General features: G+C 70.5%; 15 protein-coding genes. 3 read left to right on the top strand and 12 right to left on the bottom strand.

Annotated elements, in window-relative coordinates; genetic code table 11:
- Positions 1-16: 16 nt before the first annotated feature.
- Positions 17-580 carry a TetR/AcrR family transcriptional regulator gene (locus tag ACIBKY_RS39260; RefSeq protein WP_397105056.1) on the top strand — a complete coding sequence of 188 codons (564 nt, stop codon included), beginning with the start codon at positions 17-19 and terminating at the stop codon, positions 578-580.
- Here ACIBKY_RS39260 and ACIBKY_RS39255 read toward each other — a convergent pair.
- Positions 577-2,346 carry an NAD+ synthase gene (locus ACIBKY_RS39255; protein ID WP_397105054.1) on the bottom strand — a complete coding sequence of 590 codons (1,770 nt, stop codon included), beginning with the start codon at positions 2,344-2,346 and terminating at the stop codon, positions 577-579. The genes ACIBKY_RS39260 and ACIBKY_RS39255 overlap by 4 nt on opposite strands.
- A gap of 68 nt (positions 2,347-2,414) precedes the next feature.
- On the bottom strand, positions 2,415-3,629 hold the full coding sequence (locus ACIBKY_RS39250; protein ID WP_397105052.1) for an MDR family MFS transporter: 1,215 nt from the start codon (positions 3,627-3,629) through the stop codon (positions 2,415-2,417).
- 59 nt (positions 3,630-3,688) lie between these two features.
- Between ACIBKY_RS39250 and ACIBKY_RS39245 the strand changes: the two genes are divergently transcribed.
- Positions 3,689-4,675: a DUF5937 family protein gene (locus ACIBKY_RS39245; RefSeq protein ID WP_397105050.1), complete on the top strand. Its 987-nt coding sequence runs from the start codon at positions 3,689-3,691 to the stop codon at positions 4,673-4,675.
- Here the strand turns inward: ACIBKY_RS39245 and ACIBKY_RS39240 are convergent.
- The 3 genes from ACIBKY_RS39240 to ACIBKY_RS39230 are packed head-to-tail and all read right to left on the bottom strand — an operon-like array spanning position 4,619 to position 6,654.
- Positions 4,619-5,107 (bottom strand): expansin C-terminal domain-related protein, encoded by a 489-nt coding sequence (locus ACIBKY_RS39240; protein ID WP_397105048.1) that lies wholly within the window; start codon positions 5,105-5,107, stop codon positions 4,619-4,621. The two genes, ACIBKY_RS39245 and ACIBKY_RS39240, sit on opposite strands and share 57 nt — an antisense overlap.
- A gap of 30 nt (positions 5,108-5,137) precedes the next feature.
- The gene (locus ACIBKY_RS39235) at positions 5,138-6,094 is read right to left on the bottom strand and encodes a terpene synthase family protein (RefSeq protein ID WP_397105046.1); all 957 of its coding nucleotides are present in this window, start codon (positions 6,092-6,094) and stop codon (positions 5,138-5,140) included.
- Positions 6,095-6,108: 14 nt separating this feature from the next.
- Complete coding sequence (locus tag ACIBKY_RS39230; protein ID WP_397105044.1) at positions 6,109-6,654, bottom strand: EF-hand domain-containing protein; 546 nt, start codon at positions 6,652-6,654, stop codon at positions 6,109-6,111.
- A gap of 152 nt (positions 6,655-6,806) precedes the next feature.
- Between ACIBKY_RS39230 and glnA the strand changes: the two genes are divergently transcribed.
- A complete protein-coding gene (gene glnA / locus ACIBKY_RS39225; RefSeq protein WP_379611505.1) occupies positions 6,807-8,168 on the top strand; it encodes a type I glutamate--ammonia ligase in 1,362 nt (453 codons plus the stop codon).
- Positions 8,169-8,246: 78 nt separating this feature from the next.
- On the opposite strand, the gene ACIBKY_RS39220 is transcribed toward glnA, so the two are convergent.
- The 7 genes from ACIBKY_RS39220 to ACIBKY_RS39190 form a co-directional block, all read right to left on the bottom strand.
- Entirely contained in the window at positions 8,247-9,509 is a 1,263-nt protein-coding gene (locus ACIBKY_RS39220; protein ID WP_397105042.1) for a tyrosine-type recombinase/integrase, read from the bottom strand.
- A gap of 1 nt (position 9,510) precedes the next feature.
- Positions 9,511-9,735: a helix-turn-helix domain-containing protein gene (locus ACIBKY_RS39215; RefSeq protein WP_397105040.1), complete on the bottom strand. Its 225-nt coding sequence runs from the start codon at positions 9,733-9,735 to the stop codon at positions 9,511-9,513.
- Between the two features lie 187 nt (positions 9,736-9,922).
- On the bottom strand, positions 9,923-11,077 hold the full coding sequence (locus ACIBKY_RS39210; RefSeq protein ID WP_397105038.1) for a DUF3631 domain-containing protein: 1,155 nt from the start codon (positions 11,075-11,077) through the stop codon (positions 9,923-9,925).
- On the bottom strand, positions 11,074-11,988 hold the full coding sequence (locus ACIBKY_RS39205) for a bifunctional DNA primase/polymerase (protein ID WP_397105036.1): 915 nt from the start codon (positions 11,986-11,988) through the stop codon (positions 11,074-11,076). The genes ACIBKY_RS39210 and ACIBKY_RS39205 overlap by 4 nt, the downstream gene beginning before the upstream one ends.
- The gene (locus ACIBKY_RS39200; RefSeq protein ID WP_397105034.1) at positions 11,985-12,560 is read right to left on the bottom strand and encodes a hypothetical protein; all 576 of its coding nucleotides are present in this window, start codon (positions 12,558-12,560) and stop codon (positions 11,985-11,987) included. Before ACIBKY_RS39200 ends, ACIBKY_RS39205 begins: the two co-directional genes overlap by 4 nt.
- The gene (locus tag ACIBKY_RS39195; protein WP_397105033.1) at positions 12,557-13,183 is read right to left on the bottom strand and encodes a hypothetical protein; all 627 of its coding nucleotides are present in this window, start codon (positions 13,181-13,183) and stop codon (positions 12,557-12,559) included. The genes ACIBKY_RS39200 and ACIBKY_RS39195 overlap by 4 nt, the downstream gene beginning before the upstream one ends.
- 452 nt (positions 13,184-13,635) lie before the next feature.
- Positions 13,636-14,358: a hypothetical protein gene (locus ACIBKY_RS39190; protein ID WP_397105031.1), complete on the bottom strand. Its 723-nt coding sequence runs from the start codon at positions 14,356-14,358 to the stop codon at positions 13,636-13,638.
- Between the last annotated feature and the right edge of the window lie 4 nt (positions 14,359-14,362).

The raw sequence follows: 14,362 nt of genomic DNA, 5'->3' as shown, positions 1-14,362 counted from the left end.
CCATCGGAGGGCGAGCGTGGGAAGACCGGCGAAATTCACGCAGGACCAGATACTGGACGCCGCGCTGGCCATCCTCGGCGCCGACGGCCCCGCCGCCGTCACCATGGCCGCCGTCTCGGCGCGCACGGGCGCCCCGATCGGATCCCTCTACCACCGCTTCGCCTCCCGCGACCTGCTGCTGGCCAGGGTGTGGCTGCGGTGCGTGGACAGCTTCCAGGAGGGCTTCATCGCCGCCATGGCCGACGACGACGTCGAGGCGGCGGCCCTTCACACGCCGCGCTGGTGCCGCGCCAACCCCGCCGCGGCCGCCGCCCTGCTCCTGCACCGCAGGGAAGACCTGGCCGCCCAGTGGCCGGACCAGCTGGGACCCGAACTGGCGGAGGTGAACGAGCGAACGGCCGGCGCCCTCGACGCCTACCTCTCGCGCCACCCCGGCGCGGACCGGCAGCACCTGATGTTCGCCCTGGCCGACGTCCCCTACGGCGCCGTCCGCCGCCACCTCCTGGCCGGGCGCACTCCTCCCCCGGAGCTGGACGCCCTCATCCTGACCACGTGCCGGGCCGTCCTGGCGGCGGGTTAGACCTCCTCGCGCCAGCGGCTGGTGATGGGCAGGCGGCGGTCGCGGCCGAAGTTCTTCGGGGTGATCTTGGGGCCGGGCGGGTACTGGCGGCGCTTGTACTCGGCCAGGTCGACCAGCCTGATGATCCGGGTGACCAGCGCCGGATCGTGGCCGGCGGCGATGAGCTCGGCCGAGCCCATGTCCTTCTCCACGTAGTCGTCCAGCAGCCGGTCCAGCACCTCGTACGGCGGCAGCGAGTCGGTGTCGCGCTGGTCGGGGCGGAGCTCGGCGCTCGGCTCCTTGGTGATGGAGTTCTCCGGGATGGGGGCCGGCGCGTCCATCGCGAACAGCGGGCTGTGATGGGCGTTGCGCCAGCGGGCCAGCTCCCACACCATCGTCTTCGGCACGTCCTTGATGGGCGCGAAGCCGCCGGCGGAGTCGCCGTAGAGGGTGGAGTAGCCGGTGGCGAGCTCGCTCTTGTTCCCGGTGGTCAGCACCAGGTGGCCGTGCTCGTTGGACAGGCCCATGAGGATCATGCCGCGTACCCTGGCCTGGAGATTCTCCGCGGCCAGTCCGGACAGCTCGATCTCCTTCTCGAAGCCGTTGACGATGTCGCCGATGGGCACGACGCGCGAGTGGACGCCCTGCCGCCGCACGAGCTCTTCCGCGTCGCCGATGGAGTGCTCGGAGCTGTAGCGCGAGGGCATGAGCACGACGTGGACCCGCGAGGGGCCGACGGCGTCGGAGGCGATGGCCGCGGTCAGGGCCGAGTCGATGCCGCCCGACAGGCCCAGGATGACCGACTGGAAGCCGTTCTTGGCCACGTAGTCGCGTACGGCCAGCACCAGCGCGTGGTAGACCTCGGCGGGCGCGTCGAGCGGCGCGGCCAGCGGCGCCGGGGCGGGCTCGTAAGGGGCGAGCGGCTCGCCCGACAGCACGAACCGGTCGACGGTGATCGTGGAGCCGTCGCCCGCGTCGTAGGCGACCTGCGAGGGCGGCGCGTCGGACGCGGCCAGCTCCAGGTCCACCACGAGCAGGTCCTCCCGGAACTGCGGCGCCCGCGCCACCAGCGCGCCGGTCGCGTCGACGACCAGCGAGTCGCCGTCGAAGACCAGCTCGTCCTGCCCGCCGACCTGGTTGACGTAGACGAGGGGGCAGCCGGCCTCGCGCGCGCGCCGCGCGCACAGCTCCAGCCGCACGTCGTCCTTGTCCTTCTCGTACGGCGAGGCGTTCGGCGCGACCAGGAGCCCGGCCCCCGCCTGCCCGACGACGGCCACGGGCCCCCCGTCCTGCCAGAGGTCCTCGCAGACCGCGACGGCCACGTCGACCCCGTGCAGCCGGAAGATCGGCAGCCGGTCGCCGCGGACGAAGTAGCGGTACTCGTCGAAGACGCCGTAGTTGGGCAGGTGGTGCTTGGCCGTACGGTAGACGACCTCGCCGCGGTGCAGCAGCGCGGCGGCGTCGAGCGGCGCGCCCCTCGGCCGGCCGGCCCGCGGCGCGAGCCCGGCGCGGTCGACGTAGCCGACCAGCACCGGCAGCTCGCCGAGCCCCTCCGCGGCCAGGCGGGCCGCCGACTCCTCCAGCGTGCGGATGCTGGCCTCCACGAAGGAGGTGCGGAGCACGAGGTCCTCGACGGGATATCCGGTGAGGAACATCTCGGTGAAAACCGCGAGGTGGGCGCCGCGCCCGGCCGCTTCGCGGGTCCACGCGAGCAGTTTGCCGGCGTTGGCGGACAGGTCGCCGACCGTCGGGTTCGTCTGGACGAGCGCGATGCGCAGTTGAGCCACGTGAACAGCCTAGTCTGCGTCGCATTCGTACCTGCGGAGGCGTTGCCGTGCGGGGATGTCCCCCGGCTCTAGCCCGCCAGGGCGCTTCTGCGGCGGACGGCGGGCCCGAGGGCGATCATCCCGGCGGCCGAGAGGATGCCGACGCCGCCGAGCGTGAACCACAGCGCTCCGGCGCTCACGCCGAGCAGCGCGCTGCCGGCCAGCGGCGCGAGCACGGTCGAGACCGACCAGGCGAAGCCGAACAGCCCGGAGTAGCGTCCGCGCAGGTGGGCGGGGGCGAGGGCGGCGACGATGGTGCCGACGATGCCCGCGGTCACGATCTCGCCCGCGGTCCAGACGACGATGGTGAACGCGAGCATGCCCACGTTGGTGACGAAGGCCGTGAGGGCGAAGCCGACGGCCATGACGGCCAGCCCGGTGGCCAGCGTGACGGGCGCGTCCAGGCGGCCCAGCCAGTTGGACACCAGCGGCTGGACCACGACGATGAGCACCCCGTTGAGCGCCATGGCCAGTCCGAACTCGCCGGTGCTGAGCCCGACGACCTTCGTCATGGCGACGGGAAGCATGGTGAACGTCTGCGAGTACATGAGCGCGTTGCCCAGCACGACGAGCGTGAAGCCCAGCATGACCCGGTCGCGCAGCACCGTGCCGAACCCGCCGCCGGCCTTCCCCTCGGCGGGGGGCGGCGCGGTCTCCGGCACCGCCCGCCACACCAGGAGGGCGAAGGCCACGCTGGTGGCGGCGTTGATCCAGAACAGCCAGACGAACCCGAGCTCGGCCAGCCAGCCACCCGCCGTCATGCCCACCGCGTAGCCGAGGTTGATCGCCCAGAACAGCAGCCCGTAGGCGCGCGGCCGCTCGGCGGGCGGGACCAGGTCGGCCACGAGCGCGTTGGAGGCGGGCCGGTAGGCGTCGATCACGACGCCGAGCACGAACATGGCGGCCAGGATCGACGGCAACGAGGTGCTGTAGCCGAGCCACATCATGGCGGCGGCGGTGGCCAGCATGCCGCCGGCCAGCGTGGCCCGGCGGCCTATGCGGTCGGTCAGCACTCCGGCCAGCAGCTGGGAGATCAGCGACCCCGCGCCGAACAGGGCCATCACGAGTCCGGCGGCGGCGACCGACAGCCCGCGCGCCTGGGTCAGGTAGACGCCGGTGAACGGCAGCACCATGGTGCCGAGGCGGTTGACGAGCGTGCCGCTCCACAGGGCCCAGAAGGGCCTGGGCAGCCCGCCGACCTTCGATCGCAGGAAGGACGGCTTCTCGGCAAGTGCATTAGTCACCCCCAGAGCATGAAATATCCGCTTTTGAGGCTCCAACGATTTAGGGCACACTAAAACCTATGGGAGTGACCTGGGTGCTGAAGAGCGAGGACGTCGCCAGGATCCGCTTCGGCTTCTCCCCTCTGTGGGAGCTCGTGGCCAGCCTGCGCACACTCCAGGACCCCGCCCGCCAGCTGGTCCACCTGCCGTGGATCAAGGCGGTCCGCCCCCGCCTGGCCCAGCTCGACATGGACGAGCTCTTCGCGCTCGTGCCCGCCGAGGGCTACCTCGCCGACTTCCTCACGCCGCCGCCCGACACCCCGCTGCCCGACTTCGCGCAGGAACTCGACCGGGTACGGCGGACGCCGCCCGGGACCGCCGCCCAGGAGGCGTCCAAGGTCGCGAACGTCGACCGGGCGGTGACCGACCGTTTCCTCGCCGACCCCGCCGCCGGCCTGCGGCGCACCGCCGACGCGCTCCAGGCGTACTGGGACGCCTGCTTCGCCGAGTACTGGCCGCGTGTCTACGGCCTGCTTGAACGCGACGTCCTGCGCCGCTCGCGGCAACTGGCCACCGGCGGCGCCCGCGAGCTGTTCGCCTCCCTCGACCCCGCCGTCGTCTGGACCGGCGAGCGGCTGCTCGTCGACCGCCCCTGGTGCGACGACAGCGGCCTGCACGGCGACGGCCTGGTCCTGGTGCCGAGCGCCTTCTACTGGCCGTCGGTCGCCGTGATGACCGCGCCGTACCAGTCGGCGCTCATCTATCCCGTGCTGGGCGTCGGCACCCTGTGGGAGGACGGGCCGCCGCCCGCGCCCGGCGCGCTGGCCGCCCTCATCGGCAGGAGCCGGGCGCAGATCCTGCTCGCGCTGGCCGAGCCGGCGACGACCTCGGCGCTGGCCCGCCGCATGGCGCTCACCGCCGGCGCGGTCAGCCAGCACCTCGGCGTGCTCAGCGACGGCGGGCTCGCGGTCGGCATGCGGGTCGGCAAGCAGGTCGTCTACCGGCGCACCTCAACAGGCGACGCGCTGGCCGTCGGCAGCGGCGGGAGCCGGCGTGGGAGCGGGTGAGGGGCGGGCGGGGCCGTACAGGAAGACGCCCGTGCGCTGCACCTCGCCTGGTGCCAGGTCCAGGTCGTCGACGGTCCTGCGGTGCGCGCGCACGCCGGTCACCCGGAACGCGAACGGGCCGTCGCCCGCGCCGTCGCGCGCCACCCAGTAGCCGTCGGCGCGCCGCCGCAGGTCGCGCCAGCGGCCGTCCACGCGGACCTCGACGCTGCGCAGCGGCCCGCCGTGATCGAGCACCTGTACGGCCAGCCACTCCTCGTCCGAGCCCGGCTTCACCACGAAGCCCAGCGACCGCTCCAGTCGCGGATCGGCACGCGGCGCCGCGCAGGCGGGCCCGTTCAGCAGGTTCGCCGTCCACAACACCACGCCCGCCGCGCCCAGCGCCGAGATCGCGCCGAGCCCCCGCCGCCGCCTACGCCGTCTGTGCCGCGCCACATGAGTACATAGGGAGATCGCGCGATCACGTTACGTATAGCGCGCCGACTCCAGCAGCCAGTCCAGGTGGGCGCGCGGCGCGGCCAGGTAGGCGCAGGCCACCTTGCTGGCGTCGCGGGCCTCCTTGGGCTCCAGTTCGTCGAGCGGCAGCAGGCGGGCGGCCGCGCGCATGTCGGCGCAGCGCTCCTCGACGCGGTCGAGCACCCACGCGGTCGCCGCGCGTTCGTCCAGGTCGAGCTCGTGCATGGCGATGACGACCAGGTTGTGCGCGTCGCCCTGCTCCTTCGGGCGCGAGGCCACGTCGTTGCACCAGGCGATCGTGTCGCTGCACGCCTCCACCAGTTCGCGCCAGGCGTCGCAGGCGTGCACCCAGTCCGGGACCTCGACGCGCAGGCACGGCTCGACCAGGTCGTACAGGTAGGGGCCGACGGTGCCCCTGCGCAGCGCCGGGTACTCCTCGATCGTCGGGATCCGGCCCGTCGCCCGGTTCCTGGCCTCGGTACGGCAGGCGTCGTGCTGGCGCTGCAGCCCCATCGCGAACCTGGCCCGCCACCGGTCGCTCATCCTGGCACTGGTAACCCGCCACAGATCGGCGAACGCCGACTCCAGCGGATGCTGCGCCGTACCTTGGAGCAGGCCCTGGAAGATCTCCAGCGGGCACGGCCCCTCGTCGAGCTCGTCGTCGAAGTGGAACAGCCACGTCAGCCACTGCGCGAACAACGCCGCCGCGGCCGCGTCGAACTCCGCGAACGCCCGCCCGGCCATCCGGTGGAAGCCCACGCCGGGGTCGGCGCGCAGCCCCGTCCTGCGCGCCCAGTCGAGGACGGCGGCCTCGATCGCGTACACCGACGGATGCATACGGCAGGGCGCGGCCATCGCCGGCACCCGCTCGACCAGCGGCAGCAGCGCCTCGGCCGGAATGCCGCCGCGGCGGGGCGCGGGAAGCACCGGCTTCCTCGCGAGCACGGAACGCAGCGCGTCCCTCATGGAGGCGATCACCATCACAGGGGCCCGAAAAGCCAGTTGCCGCAGGCGTGCGGGTCCTCGCCGGTGTAGTACTCCTTGGCCGCCTCGACCAGGTCCGTCACCGACAGGACCCCGTGCCCGGCGCGGTCGAGGCGGTCGAAGGCCTCGTCCACGTCGTCGTAGGCGGTGCCGAAGGCGCTCAGCATCGTGCGGAACTCGCCCGGCCTGACGAACCCGTCGCCGTCGGCGTCGCAGAGTTCGGCCACCGCCTGGATCGCGGGACGGAAGACCGGCTCGTAGCGCTCCCCGTCGATGAACGCCGCCGCCATCGCCTTGTGGAAGTCCTCCCGGGTCATGCGCGCGTCCACGTCGCGGTCCAGCGCCCCGGACAGGGCGGCCCAGATCCCGTCGAAGCTGTCGACGAGCTTGGTGCCGGTCGCCGAGGTCGGCGACTCGCCGAAGCCCACCAGGATGCGCGCGCCCAGACCCAGAAGGTCCGCACGCTCGATCTCGCCGCCACCGCTCACGTCGATGTGGTCGAAGGCGCGGTCGAGTTTGTGATTGCGCAGGTCGATAGCCACGAAATGCCTCCCCCGAGACTGATCTGCGTGCTCACATTAGGTGGGCGCGGGTGGTTTGTCAGTGAGCCACGCACCGGAGGGGCACGTAACGTGTGCGAAACACGGACACGGCATCCTGTAAGCGACCACCAATGTCTTCACGAGGGGCTGCCTTGGACCGCCAGCAGGAGTTCGTGCTCCGCACGCTCGAGGAACGCGACATCCGGTTCATCCGGCTGTGGTTCACCGACGTCCTCGGCTTCCTCAAGTCGGTCGCCATCGCCCCCGCCGAGCTCGAAGGGGCCTTCGCCGAGGGCATCGGCTTCGACGGCTCGGCCATCGAGGGCTTCGCCCGTGTCTACGAGTCGGACATGCTGGCCAAGCCGGACCCGTCGACGTTCCAGATCCTGCCCTGGCGCAGCGAGAACCCGGGCGCCGGCCGTATCTTCTGCGACATCCTGATGCCGGACGGCTCGCCCTCCCACGCCGACCCGCGCTGGGTTCTGAAGCGCACGCTCGCCAAGTGCGCCGACATGGGCTTCACCTTCTACACCCATCCCGAGATCGAGTTCTTCCTGCTGAAGAACCGCCCGGTGACCGGGGAGAAGCCGGAGCCGATCGACGCGGGCGGCTACTTCGACCACACCCCGCACAGCTCCGGCCACGACTTCCGGCGCCAGGCGATCATGATGCTGGAGTCGATGGGCATCTCGGTGGAGTTCAGCCACCACGAGGGCGCGCCCGGCCAGCAGGAGATCGACCTGCGTTACGCCGACGCCCTCACCACCGCCGACAACATCATGACCTTCCGCCTGGTCATGAAGGAGGTGGCGCTGGAGCAGGGCATCTGGGCCTCGTTCATGCCCAAGCCGTTCACCGAGCACCCGGGCTCGGGCATGCACACCCACATGTCGTTGTTCGAGGGCGACCGCAACGCCTTCTACGAGGCGGGCTCCGAGTACCAGCTCTCCAAGACCGGCCGCTCCTTCATCGCCGGCCTGCTGCGGCACGCCGCCGAGATCACCGCGATCACCAACCAGTGGGTCAACTCCTACAAGCGCCTCTGGGGCGGCGCCGAGGCCATCGCCGGCCAGGGCGGCGAGGCCCCCTCCTACATCTGCTGGGGCCACAACAACCGCTCGGCCCTGGTCCGCGTCCCCATGTACAAGCCGCACAAGGGCGGCTCGACCCGCATCGAGTTCCGCTCGCTGGACTCCGCCTGCAACCCCTACCTCGCCTTCGCCGTCATCCTCGCCGCCGGCCTGAAGGGCATCGAGGAGGGGTACGAGCTCCCGGCGGCCGCCGAGGACAACGTCTGGACCCTGACCAGCGCCGAACGCCGCGCCCTGGGCATCCGGCCGCTCCCCCAGTCGCTTGACGAGGCCATCGGGGTCATGGAGCAGAGCGAACTGGCCGCGGAGACGCTGGGCGAGCACGTCTTCGACTTCTTCCTGCGCAACAAGCGGGCCGAGTGGCGCGACTACCGCCGCCAGGTCACCGAGTTCGAGCTGGGCCGCTACCTGCCGGTTCTGTAGCGGCAGGTCAGAAGCCTTTTGCTGGTATTTGCAGGTGTGGGACAGAGGTATGAGTTCCCCTGGCCCACACCTGCTTGATCACCCCCGGGCCGTCTGTGGGCCGTCTGGCTGTGTGTCGGTGGCCTCGTAGACCTTGTCCACGGCTCGCCGTGTACGGCCTTCGCTGCTCGGCATGAGGTGGGTGTAGACCCTCAGCGTGAAGCCTGGATCGCCGTGCCCGAGGTGCTGACTCAGCGCCTTGATGTTCTCCCCCGCATCCAGCAACACCGAGGCGTAGAAGTGCCTGAGAGCGTGCATGCCATGCTCTCGTGCTGCTTGGTGTCGTTCGCTGCCGTTCGGCGGCGGAATGATGCCAGCGACCACCAGCGCCGGCTTCCAGGCGTACACGTTGAAGTCGCTCCGTCGTACCGGGCCACCTTGGTCGCGCGTGAACAGAAGTCGCTTGGTCAGCAGCGGACCGTCCGGCGTTCGCCATGGCAGCGTGACTTCTGCCGGAGGGAAGCTCTCGACGTGCTCACCTAACGCCCCTGCGACACGATCGGGAAGTGGCACATCCCGTTCCTTTTCACGCTTGGGCGGGGCGAATACTAGGCGCCCCCTGATGACCTTTATCTGATATGCGACGTGGAGCCATCCGGTGCCGAAATCGACTTCGTCTAGCGGGAGACCGAAGATCTCTCCTTGCCTAAGTCCGCAGCCGCCGCCGAGGTCGGCCATGGCCTGATAGCGGTTTGGTAGTGCCTCGCGCACTGCGAACACCTGGCCTGCCGTCCATGGTTGGACACGACCTTTAGCGGGTGCCGGCGCGGTGACGGACCGCACAGCACAGGGATTCTTTGCTATCACCCCGTCATCTATTGCGGCGGTGAAGATGGCTGACACGCTCCCGAAGATGACCCGACGGTACGAGGAGTTGGGAAGGGCAGGTTCCAACTGGGCAAGCCACTCACGAATGTGGCTCGGCTGGAAGGAGTCGAGCGGGCGCGGTCCGAGATAGGGAATGGCGTGCCGCCGAATCTGGGTCTCGACAGATGAACGCGTGTTGAGGTCCGTTGTCAGTGAGTCCAACCACTTCTCTGCGTACTGCTTGAAGGTGGTCCGGCCGGCGCGCGGATCGACGTACTGGCCTCGCGACATATCCGCTTCGATTTCCGTGAGCCAGGTCTCAGCTCGGCGCTTTTGCCGATCAGGGAACGAACGGCTCTTCTCTGTCCCGTCGGGGCCGACGTACCTGGCTCGATATCGCATGCCGGTGCCGTACCTCTCGGTCCGGACGCGCGCCGGCTTCCCATCGGCGCTGGAGGTGGTCTTGTACCAGCGGTCTTGGACGTGGCCGGCCATATCATCGCGCTCCAACCTGGGTCTGGTCACCCATCCAAGTGAGGACGTCGGAGAGCATGAACCGAAGGTGTCGGCCGGCGCGGAACCCAGGCGGGCCTGTCCGCTTACGACGCCACTGATAGATCGTTTCCTTGGAGTCGAGCTTGAGCATTTCGGCGAGCTCGTCCGGCGTAAGGATGACGGGATAGGCGGATCCAACGGGTTCCGGGCGCAGGCTGGCAGCCATGGGCGAGAGTCCTTTGGCGCGTGATCGGTGAGGGAGTTGATCGCCTCGGCGGGGTGCTTGGCGGCTTGTCGCCGGGGCCTGTTGGCGCGTTTTGAGGGGGTAGCCGTCCCAGCCGTCCCAGCCTCGTTTTGGCTGGTCAGCCCTGGGACGGCTTTTTTGGTGGGACGGCTTGAGCCGTCCCACGATTTCAAGCCGTCCCGCTTTGAGCTGGGGTGATGAGGCTGGGACGGCTGGGACGGGTACCCCCCTCGAAGGGGAGCACGTCGGCCGGTGGGACGGGTTCGACGGCGGGGCAGTAGCGGGCCCAGGCGTCGAGGAAATCGGCACGTTGGTAGCCCTTGGCTTGTCCGTTGGTGAAGCGGATGTTGCATGATCGGATGTCGTATTCGCGGAGGAGGGCGCCGAGTTTCATGGCGGTCAGGCCGGCGGGTCCGTAGTCGGCCCAGCCTGATTCGGGGTTGGTTTTGAGGCGGTCGAGCAGGGTGGCGGTCGCCAGGGCGGTATCGGCGCCGAACGCTTGCCGGCAGTCGGTGAGCAGGCGGAGCCCTGCGGATGGTGTGCCGTTGTCGTCGGCTTCGGCGGTGAGGGCGAGGGCGGCGGCGCGGGCTCGGTCGGGCCAGCTGGCGCCGGCGTGGTCGGCGATGATGACCAGGGGTTCCCAGGTGTCGGCGGCGCGGTCTTCGACGGGCATGGCGGGTTCGGCTTCCTCCAGGGTGGGCAGGTCGGCTCGGAGCCATTGGTTGAGGGCGGTGGCCAGTTCGCGTAGCGCGGGCCGGTCGCGGCGGATGCGGTAGGGGGCGGCTTTCTCGCCGGGGGCGCGGCGGCGCATGCGTACGACGATGGCGCGGTCTTCGATGGTGTCGGGCATCTGGCCGATACCGGCCAGAGCGGCCATGGCGAAGGTCGGAATGCTCTCGACCTGATTGCGGGCGGCGTCGTATCTCTTCGCCGGCCGGTTGCGTTGGTGGCCGGCGTTGAGCAGGCCGCGGAGGTCTTCGTTGCCGTCTGCTTTGGGGCCGAAGATGGTGTCTGCTTCATCGACCAGGATGGTGGGCGGATCAGCGCCGATGGAGCGGTAGACGGCCGGCGACGACGAATTCACGGTGATGAACGGGTTGTGGCAGGTCGCTTCCACCACGTCGAGCAGCCGGGACTTGCCGCAGCGCTTTTCGGGGCCGCGGATGACCAGGCGCGGCGCGTGGGCCATGGCGGGTTGGGCGTGGCTGGTGGCGATCCACAGGGTGACGGCGTCGGCGACCTCGGCCGAGGGCAGGATCACGTAGCGGGTGAGCGCGTCGCGTAGCTGGTCGAGCAGGGCGGCGCCATCGGGTGGATGGGTCATGCGGCTCTCCCTGATGTGAGCGTGCGGCTGGTGGACAGGCGGCGGGGTCGGCGGGCGCCGTGCCGGAACCCGGAGGCGACGGTTCGCGCGGCTTCGGCGAGGGTGAGTCCGAGGGCCACCCCTGCCTGTTCAAGCCGTTCTTGGACCTGCTGTTGGGGGAGGGCGCCGCCGGCGATGAGTTCGCCGAGAGCGGCGGATACTCCGAAGAGGGTGCGGTTGCGCTGGCCGGGTTGGGCGGCGGCCAGGTGGGCGAGTTCGCGTTCGAGGGCGGCGCGTAGGTAGGCGGAATGGCGGCTGTCGGGGATGGGGACGTGGACGGGGCTCTTGGGCGGGATCGGGGCGGGTTGGAGAAGCTTGAACAGGGAGGGGGGTAGCGGGGCGGGCGCGGCGCGGTGCAGGACCGTGTAGGTGCCGGTGCCGTCTGGGAGGGTGACGGTGCTGCCGGGCGCGACGACGTAGCCGCCCCAGGCGCGGGTGTCGATCAGCCATCCGAGACTGCCGTTCGTGCTTGGTAGTCGTATGTAGGGCGGGGCGGTGAAGTACAGGTGGGTGCCGCCGCGGCGAGTCTGGACGCGGAAGGTGTCGAACTCCGCCGGAATGCCGGCGCGCCGGCAAAGCAGGGCGAAGACGTCGGCGCCCGACCGGATGCCGGGCAGGTCCCATTCGGCGGGTGGGTGCTGGCCGGGTTTGGGGATGTCGAGGTCGATGACGAGCAGGTTGGCGGGGCCGGTGGCGATACCGACGTTGAACGGGGCGCGCCGCCACCACGCGCGGATGCGGCGGGGGTCGCGGGTGGCGCGCTGTTCCCAGTCGGTGAAGCCCTCCGGGGGCGCCTTGTCGCCGATGGCGAGCGGGAATACAGGCCATCCTCGGGCGGCAGCGGCCAGGGCGTAGCGGGTGCAGGTGTTCATGCGGCCACCTCGTGAGATAGGGCGGTGCGTAGTTCGGTGAGCAGGATGGCGCCGGCCGGGTGGGTGTGGGGGTGGATGGGGATGGCGTTGCGGCGCAGGGTGGCGGCCATGACGGGGGTTTCCCAGCCGAAGCAGGGTCCGCCGGGGCGGACGGGTAGCCGTTGGGCGATCTCGTGGACGGGTAGCAGGGTTTCGGACTCGTGGAAGGCGGCGGCCACTTTGGCGAGCATGTCCGGGTCGCCGGGCCGCGGCCGGGCGATGACGACCGGCTTGGCAGCAGTCGGTGGGGGTGGTTGGGTGTCGGGGCGGGGGCGTACGCCGCACAGGGGGCAGCAGCGGCTTGCGCCGCCTTGGCGTTTGAGGGCGCGTTCGCGGCTTCGGGGGCCGTTCCAGGTGCGGGCTAGTGTCCAGGTGATGCCGGCGGCCTTGACCACGGCCAGCAGTCGCGCGCCGCGGCCGGCCTGGTGTTCGGCCAGTCGGGCGTCCAGGTCGCCGGTCCATCCGATGTAGTGGCGGGCGTGCTTGTACGGGTGTGCGAAGTGCAGTAGGTAGACGGTGCCGGGCGTGCTCATGCTGCATCGCCCCTGTCAGGCGTCGCGTCTGCCGTCGGGCGCGACGTGTCGGTTTCGGCCTGGGGTGACGGGTCGGGGACGTGGGTGTAGGCCGTCCATGCGCGGGTGACGGCGCCAGAGCCGGGGAACAGGTCGTCGAGGCTGTCGCCGGGTTGTGCGCCGAGGAGGTCGAACAGCCAGCGGCAGAACGCGGCGGGCTTGGCGCCGATGACGCGGCTGGGCAGGGTGGTCATCGGGGAGACGCCGTGTACGAGTGAGTCAACGCGTCGCGTCCGCAGCGGCGCGTCGACGCGCGACGGGTCGGCGGGGCGCCCCCCGGTGAAGATGACGGGTTCCCAGGCGTTGAGCGGCCATCGGCTTATCGCCGGTCGTTCGCCGCGATGCCAGGCCGCGACGCGGACGCCGGGCGGGCAGAGGGCGAGCACGGCGGGCAGGGCGGCGGCGGAGGTGGATAGCGCCCACCCGTCGTAGGTCGACAGGCGACGGATCAGGGCGGCGTGATCGACCTCACCGGCGTAGTCGGGGTGGCCCCGGTACAGCCATGCCTTGCCGGGATAGGGCGGGTCTGCGTAGGCGAGCCGTAGCGGGTGGCCAGGGGCGACGCCTGGTTGTGCGGTGCCCACGGTTCGGGTGAAGCGGTGCCGGGCTTGCCGGCACCGGGTGGAACAGCACACCGCGTCCCGGCGTGCACCGGTCGGAATCGGGTTGCGACACCAGGCGCATAGCCGTCGTGCGTCGACGCGGGCGTCGCGATTCGACGCGTCGTGTGCCACCACGGTGGGAGACGACGCGTCGCGTTCATTGCCGAGAGACGCGACGCGTCGGGTGGCGACGGCAGAACGCGACGCATCGCGGGGGTGAGTGATCGTCAGTTGGGTGCCATCAACGTCGGCTGCACGCGTCGGGGCGAGCAGGCCGGGCGGGGGCTGCGGTGATACGGGAGGGCGGCGGCGGCTCTGGTTGCGGGTACCGGCGGCTGACATGCTGGTAGCGCCTTCCTCTGCGTGATTGGGAGTGGGGCGCGGCCTCGGCGGGGTGCTTGGCGGCTTGTCGCCGAGGCCGCACACCCCGCTGGTCATGCGGGTTGGCAGGCGGTGATCCGGTCCGTAGACGCGGCGCAGACCTCGCGGGCGTCCAGGGATGTGGATTCGTGGTTGGTCAGGTCGTTCAGGGTCGGCATCGCGGTTTCCTCCTTTAGGTCGGGGGCGGGGCCGGTGGGGTGCTTAGAACGGGGGCTCGTCGTCGTTCCAGGCGTCGCCCCGGGTCTGCTTGCCGGCGGGTGCAGTGTTGGCCCACGGGTCGTTGCCGGCGCTGGTCTGGCCGTTGCCGGTGCTGCGGGTGGCACCACTGGGAAGATGTCCAGATCGGGGGCAAGCTCGGTGAGCGTGAGGTAGTTCTCGACTGTGCGGAAAATGTGCTCACGCACGCTCAATCCGGTACCGACGAAGGTTTGTCGTCCGAGGCGGCCACCATGGATGATGGCGGGCTCGCACATCCAATCCTGTTGAGCGGCCCACTTGAGGTTGATCTGCGTGCGGTGGCGGCGCAGCCATTCCACGTACTCGTGTGGGGTGATGGTCCATCGGCCGTGGTGCTGGAGTTCGGTGAAACCGCGTGAGTCCACGTAGGTGGGGCAGCGCGCGGCCAGCTGGCGGGACAAGGGCCGGCGGGACAGTCTGCCGTAGCTGATCATCACGGGGTAGCTGATGCGCGCCAGCCATGAGGGTTCCGGTATGCCGATCACAAACGTGGGGATGTCCGTCTGTGACCATGTGGTTGGTGGTGCGAGGTGCATCATGCCG

The sequence above is a fragment of the Nonomuraea sp. NPDC050394 genome (assembly GCF_044459065.1).
In the GTDB taxonomy this organism is placed as follows: Bacteria; Actinomycetota; Actinomycetes; order Streptosporangiales; family Streptosporangiaceae; genus Nonomuraea.
Note: the sequence above shows the minus strand (reverse complement) of the source record. Positions and strands in the feature narration are given on the sequence as shown.

Coding starts and splice junctions, on each gene's coding strand:
- ACIBKY_RS39245 (WP_397105050.1), top strand. CDS start 3,689: ATGGGAGTGACCTGGGTGCTGAAGAGCGAGGACGTCGCCAGGATCCGC.
- ACIBKY_RS39235 (WP_397105046.1), bottom strand. CDS start 6,094: ATGAGGGACGCGCTGCGTTCCGTGCTCGCGAGGAAGCCGGTGCTTCCC.
- ACIBKY_RS39220 (WP_397105042.1), bottom strand. CDS start 9,509: ATGGCCGGCCACGTCCAAGACCGCTGGTACAAGACCACCTCCAGCGCC.
- ACIBKY_RS39215 (WP_397105040.1), bottom strand. CDS start 9,735: ATGGCTGCCAGCCTGCGCCCGGAACCCGTTGGATCCGCCTATCCCGTC.
- ACIBKY_RS39210 (WP_397105038.1), bottom strand. CDS start 11,077: ATGACCCATCCACCCGATGGCGCCGCCCTGCTCGACCAGCTACGCGAC.
- ACIBKY_RS39205 (WP_397105036.1), bottom strand. CDS start 11,988: ATGAACACCTGCACCCGCTACGCCCTGGCCGCTGCCGCCCGAGGATGG.
- ACIBKY_RS39200 (WP_397105034.1), bottom strand. CDS start 12,560: ATGAGCACGCCCGGCACCGTCTACCTACTGCACTTCGCACACCCGTAC.
- ACIBKY_RS39190 (WP_397105031.1), bottom strand. CDS start 14,358: ATGATGCACCTCGCACCACCAACCACATGGTCACAGACGGACATCCCC.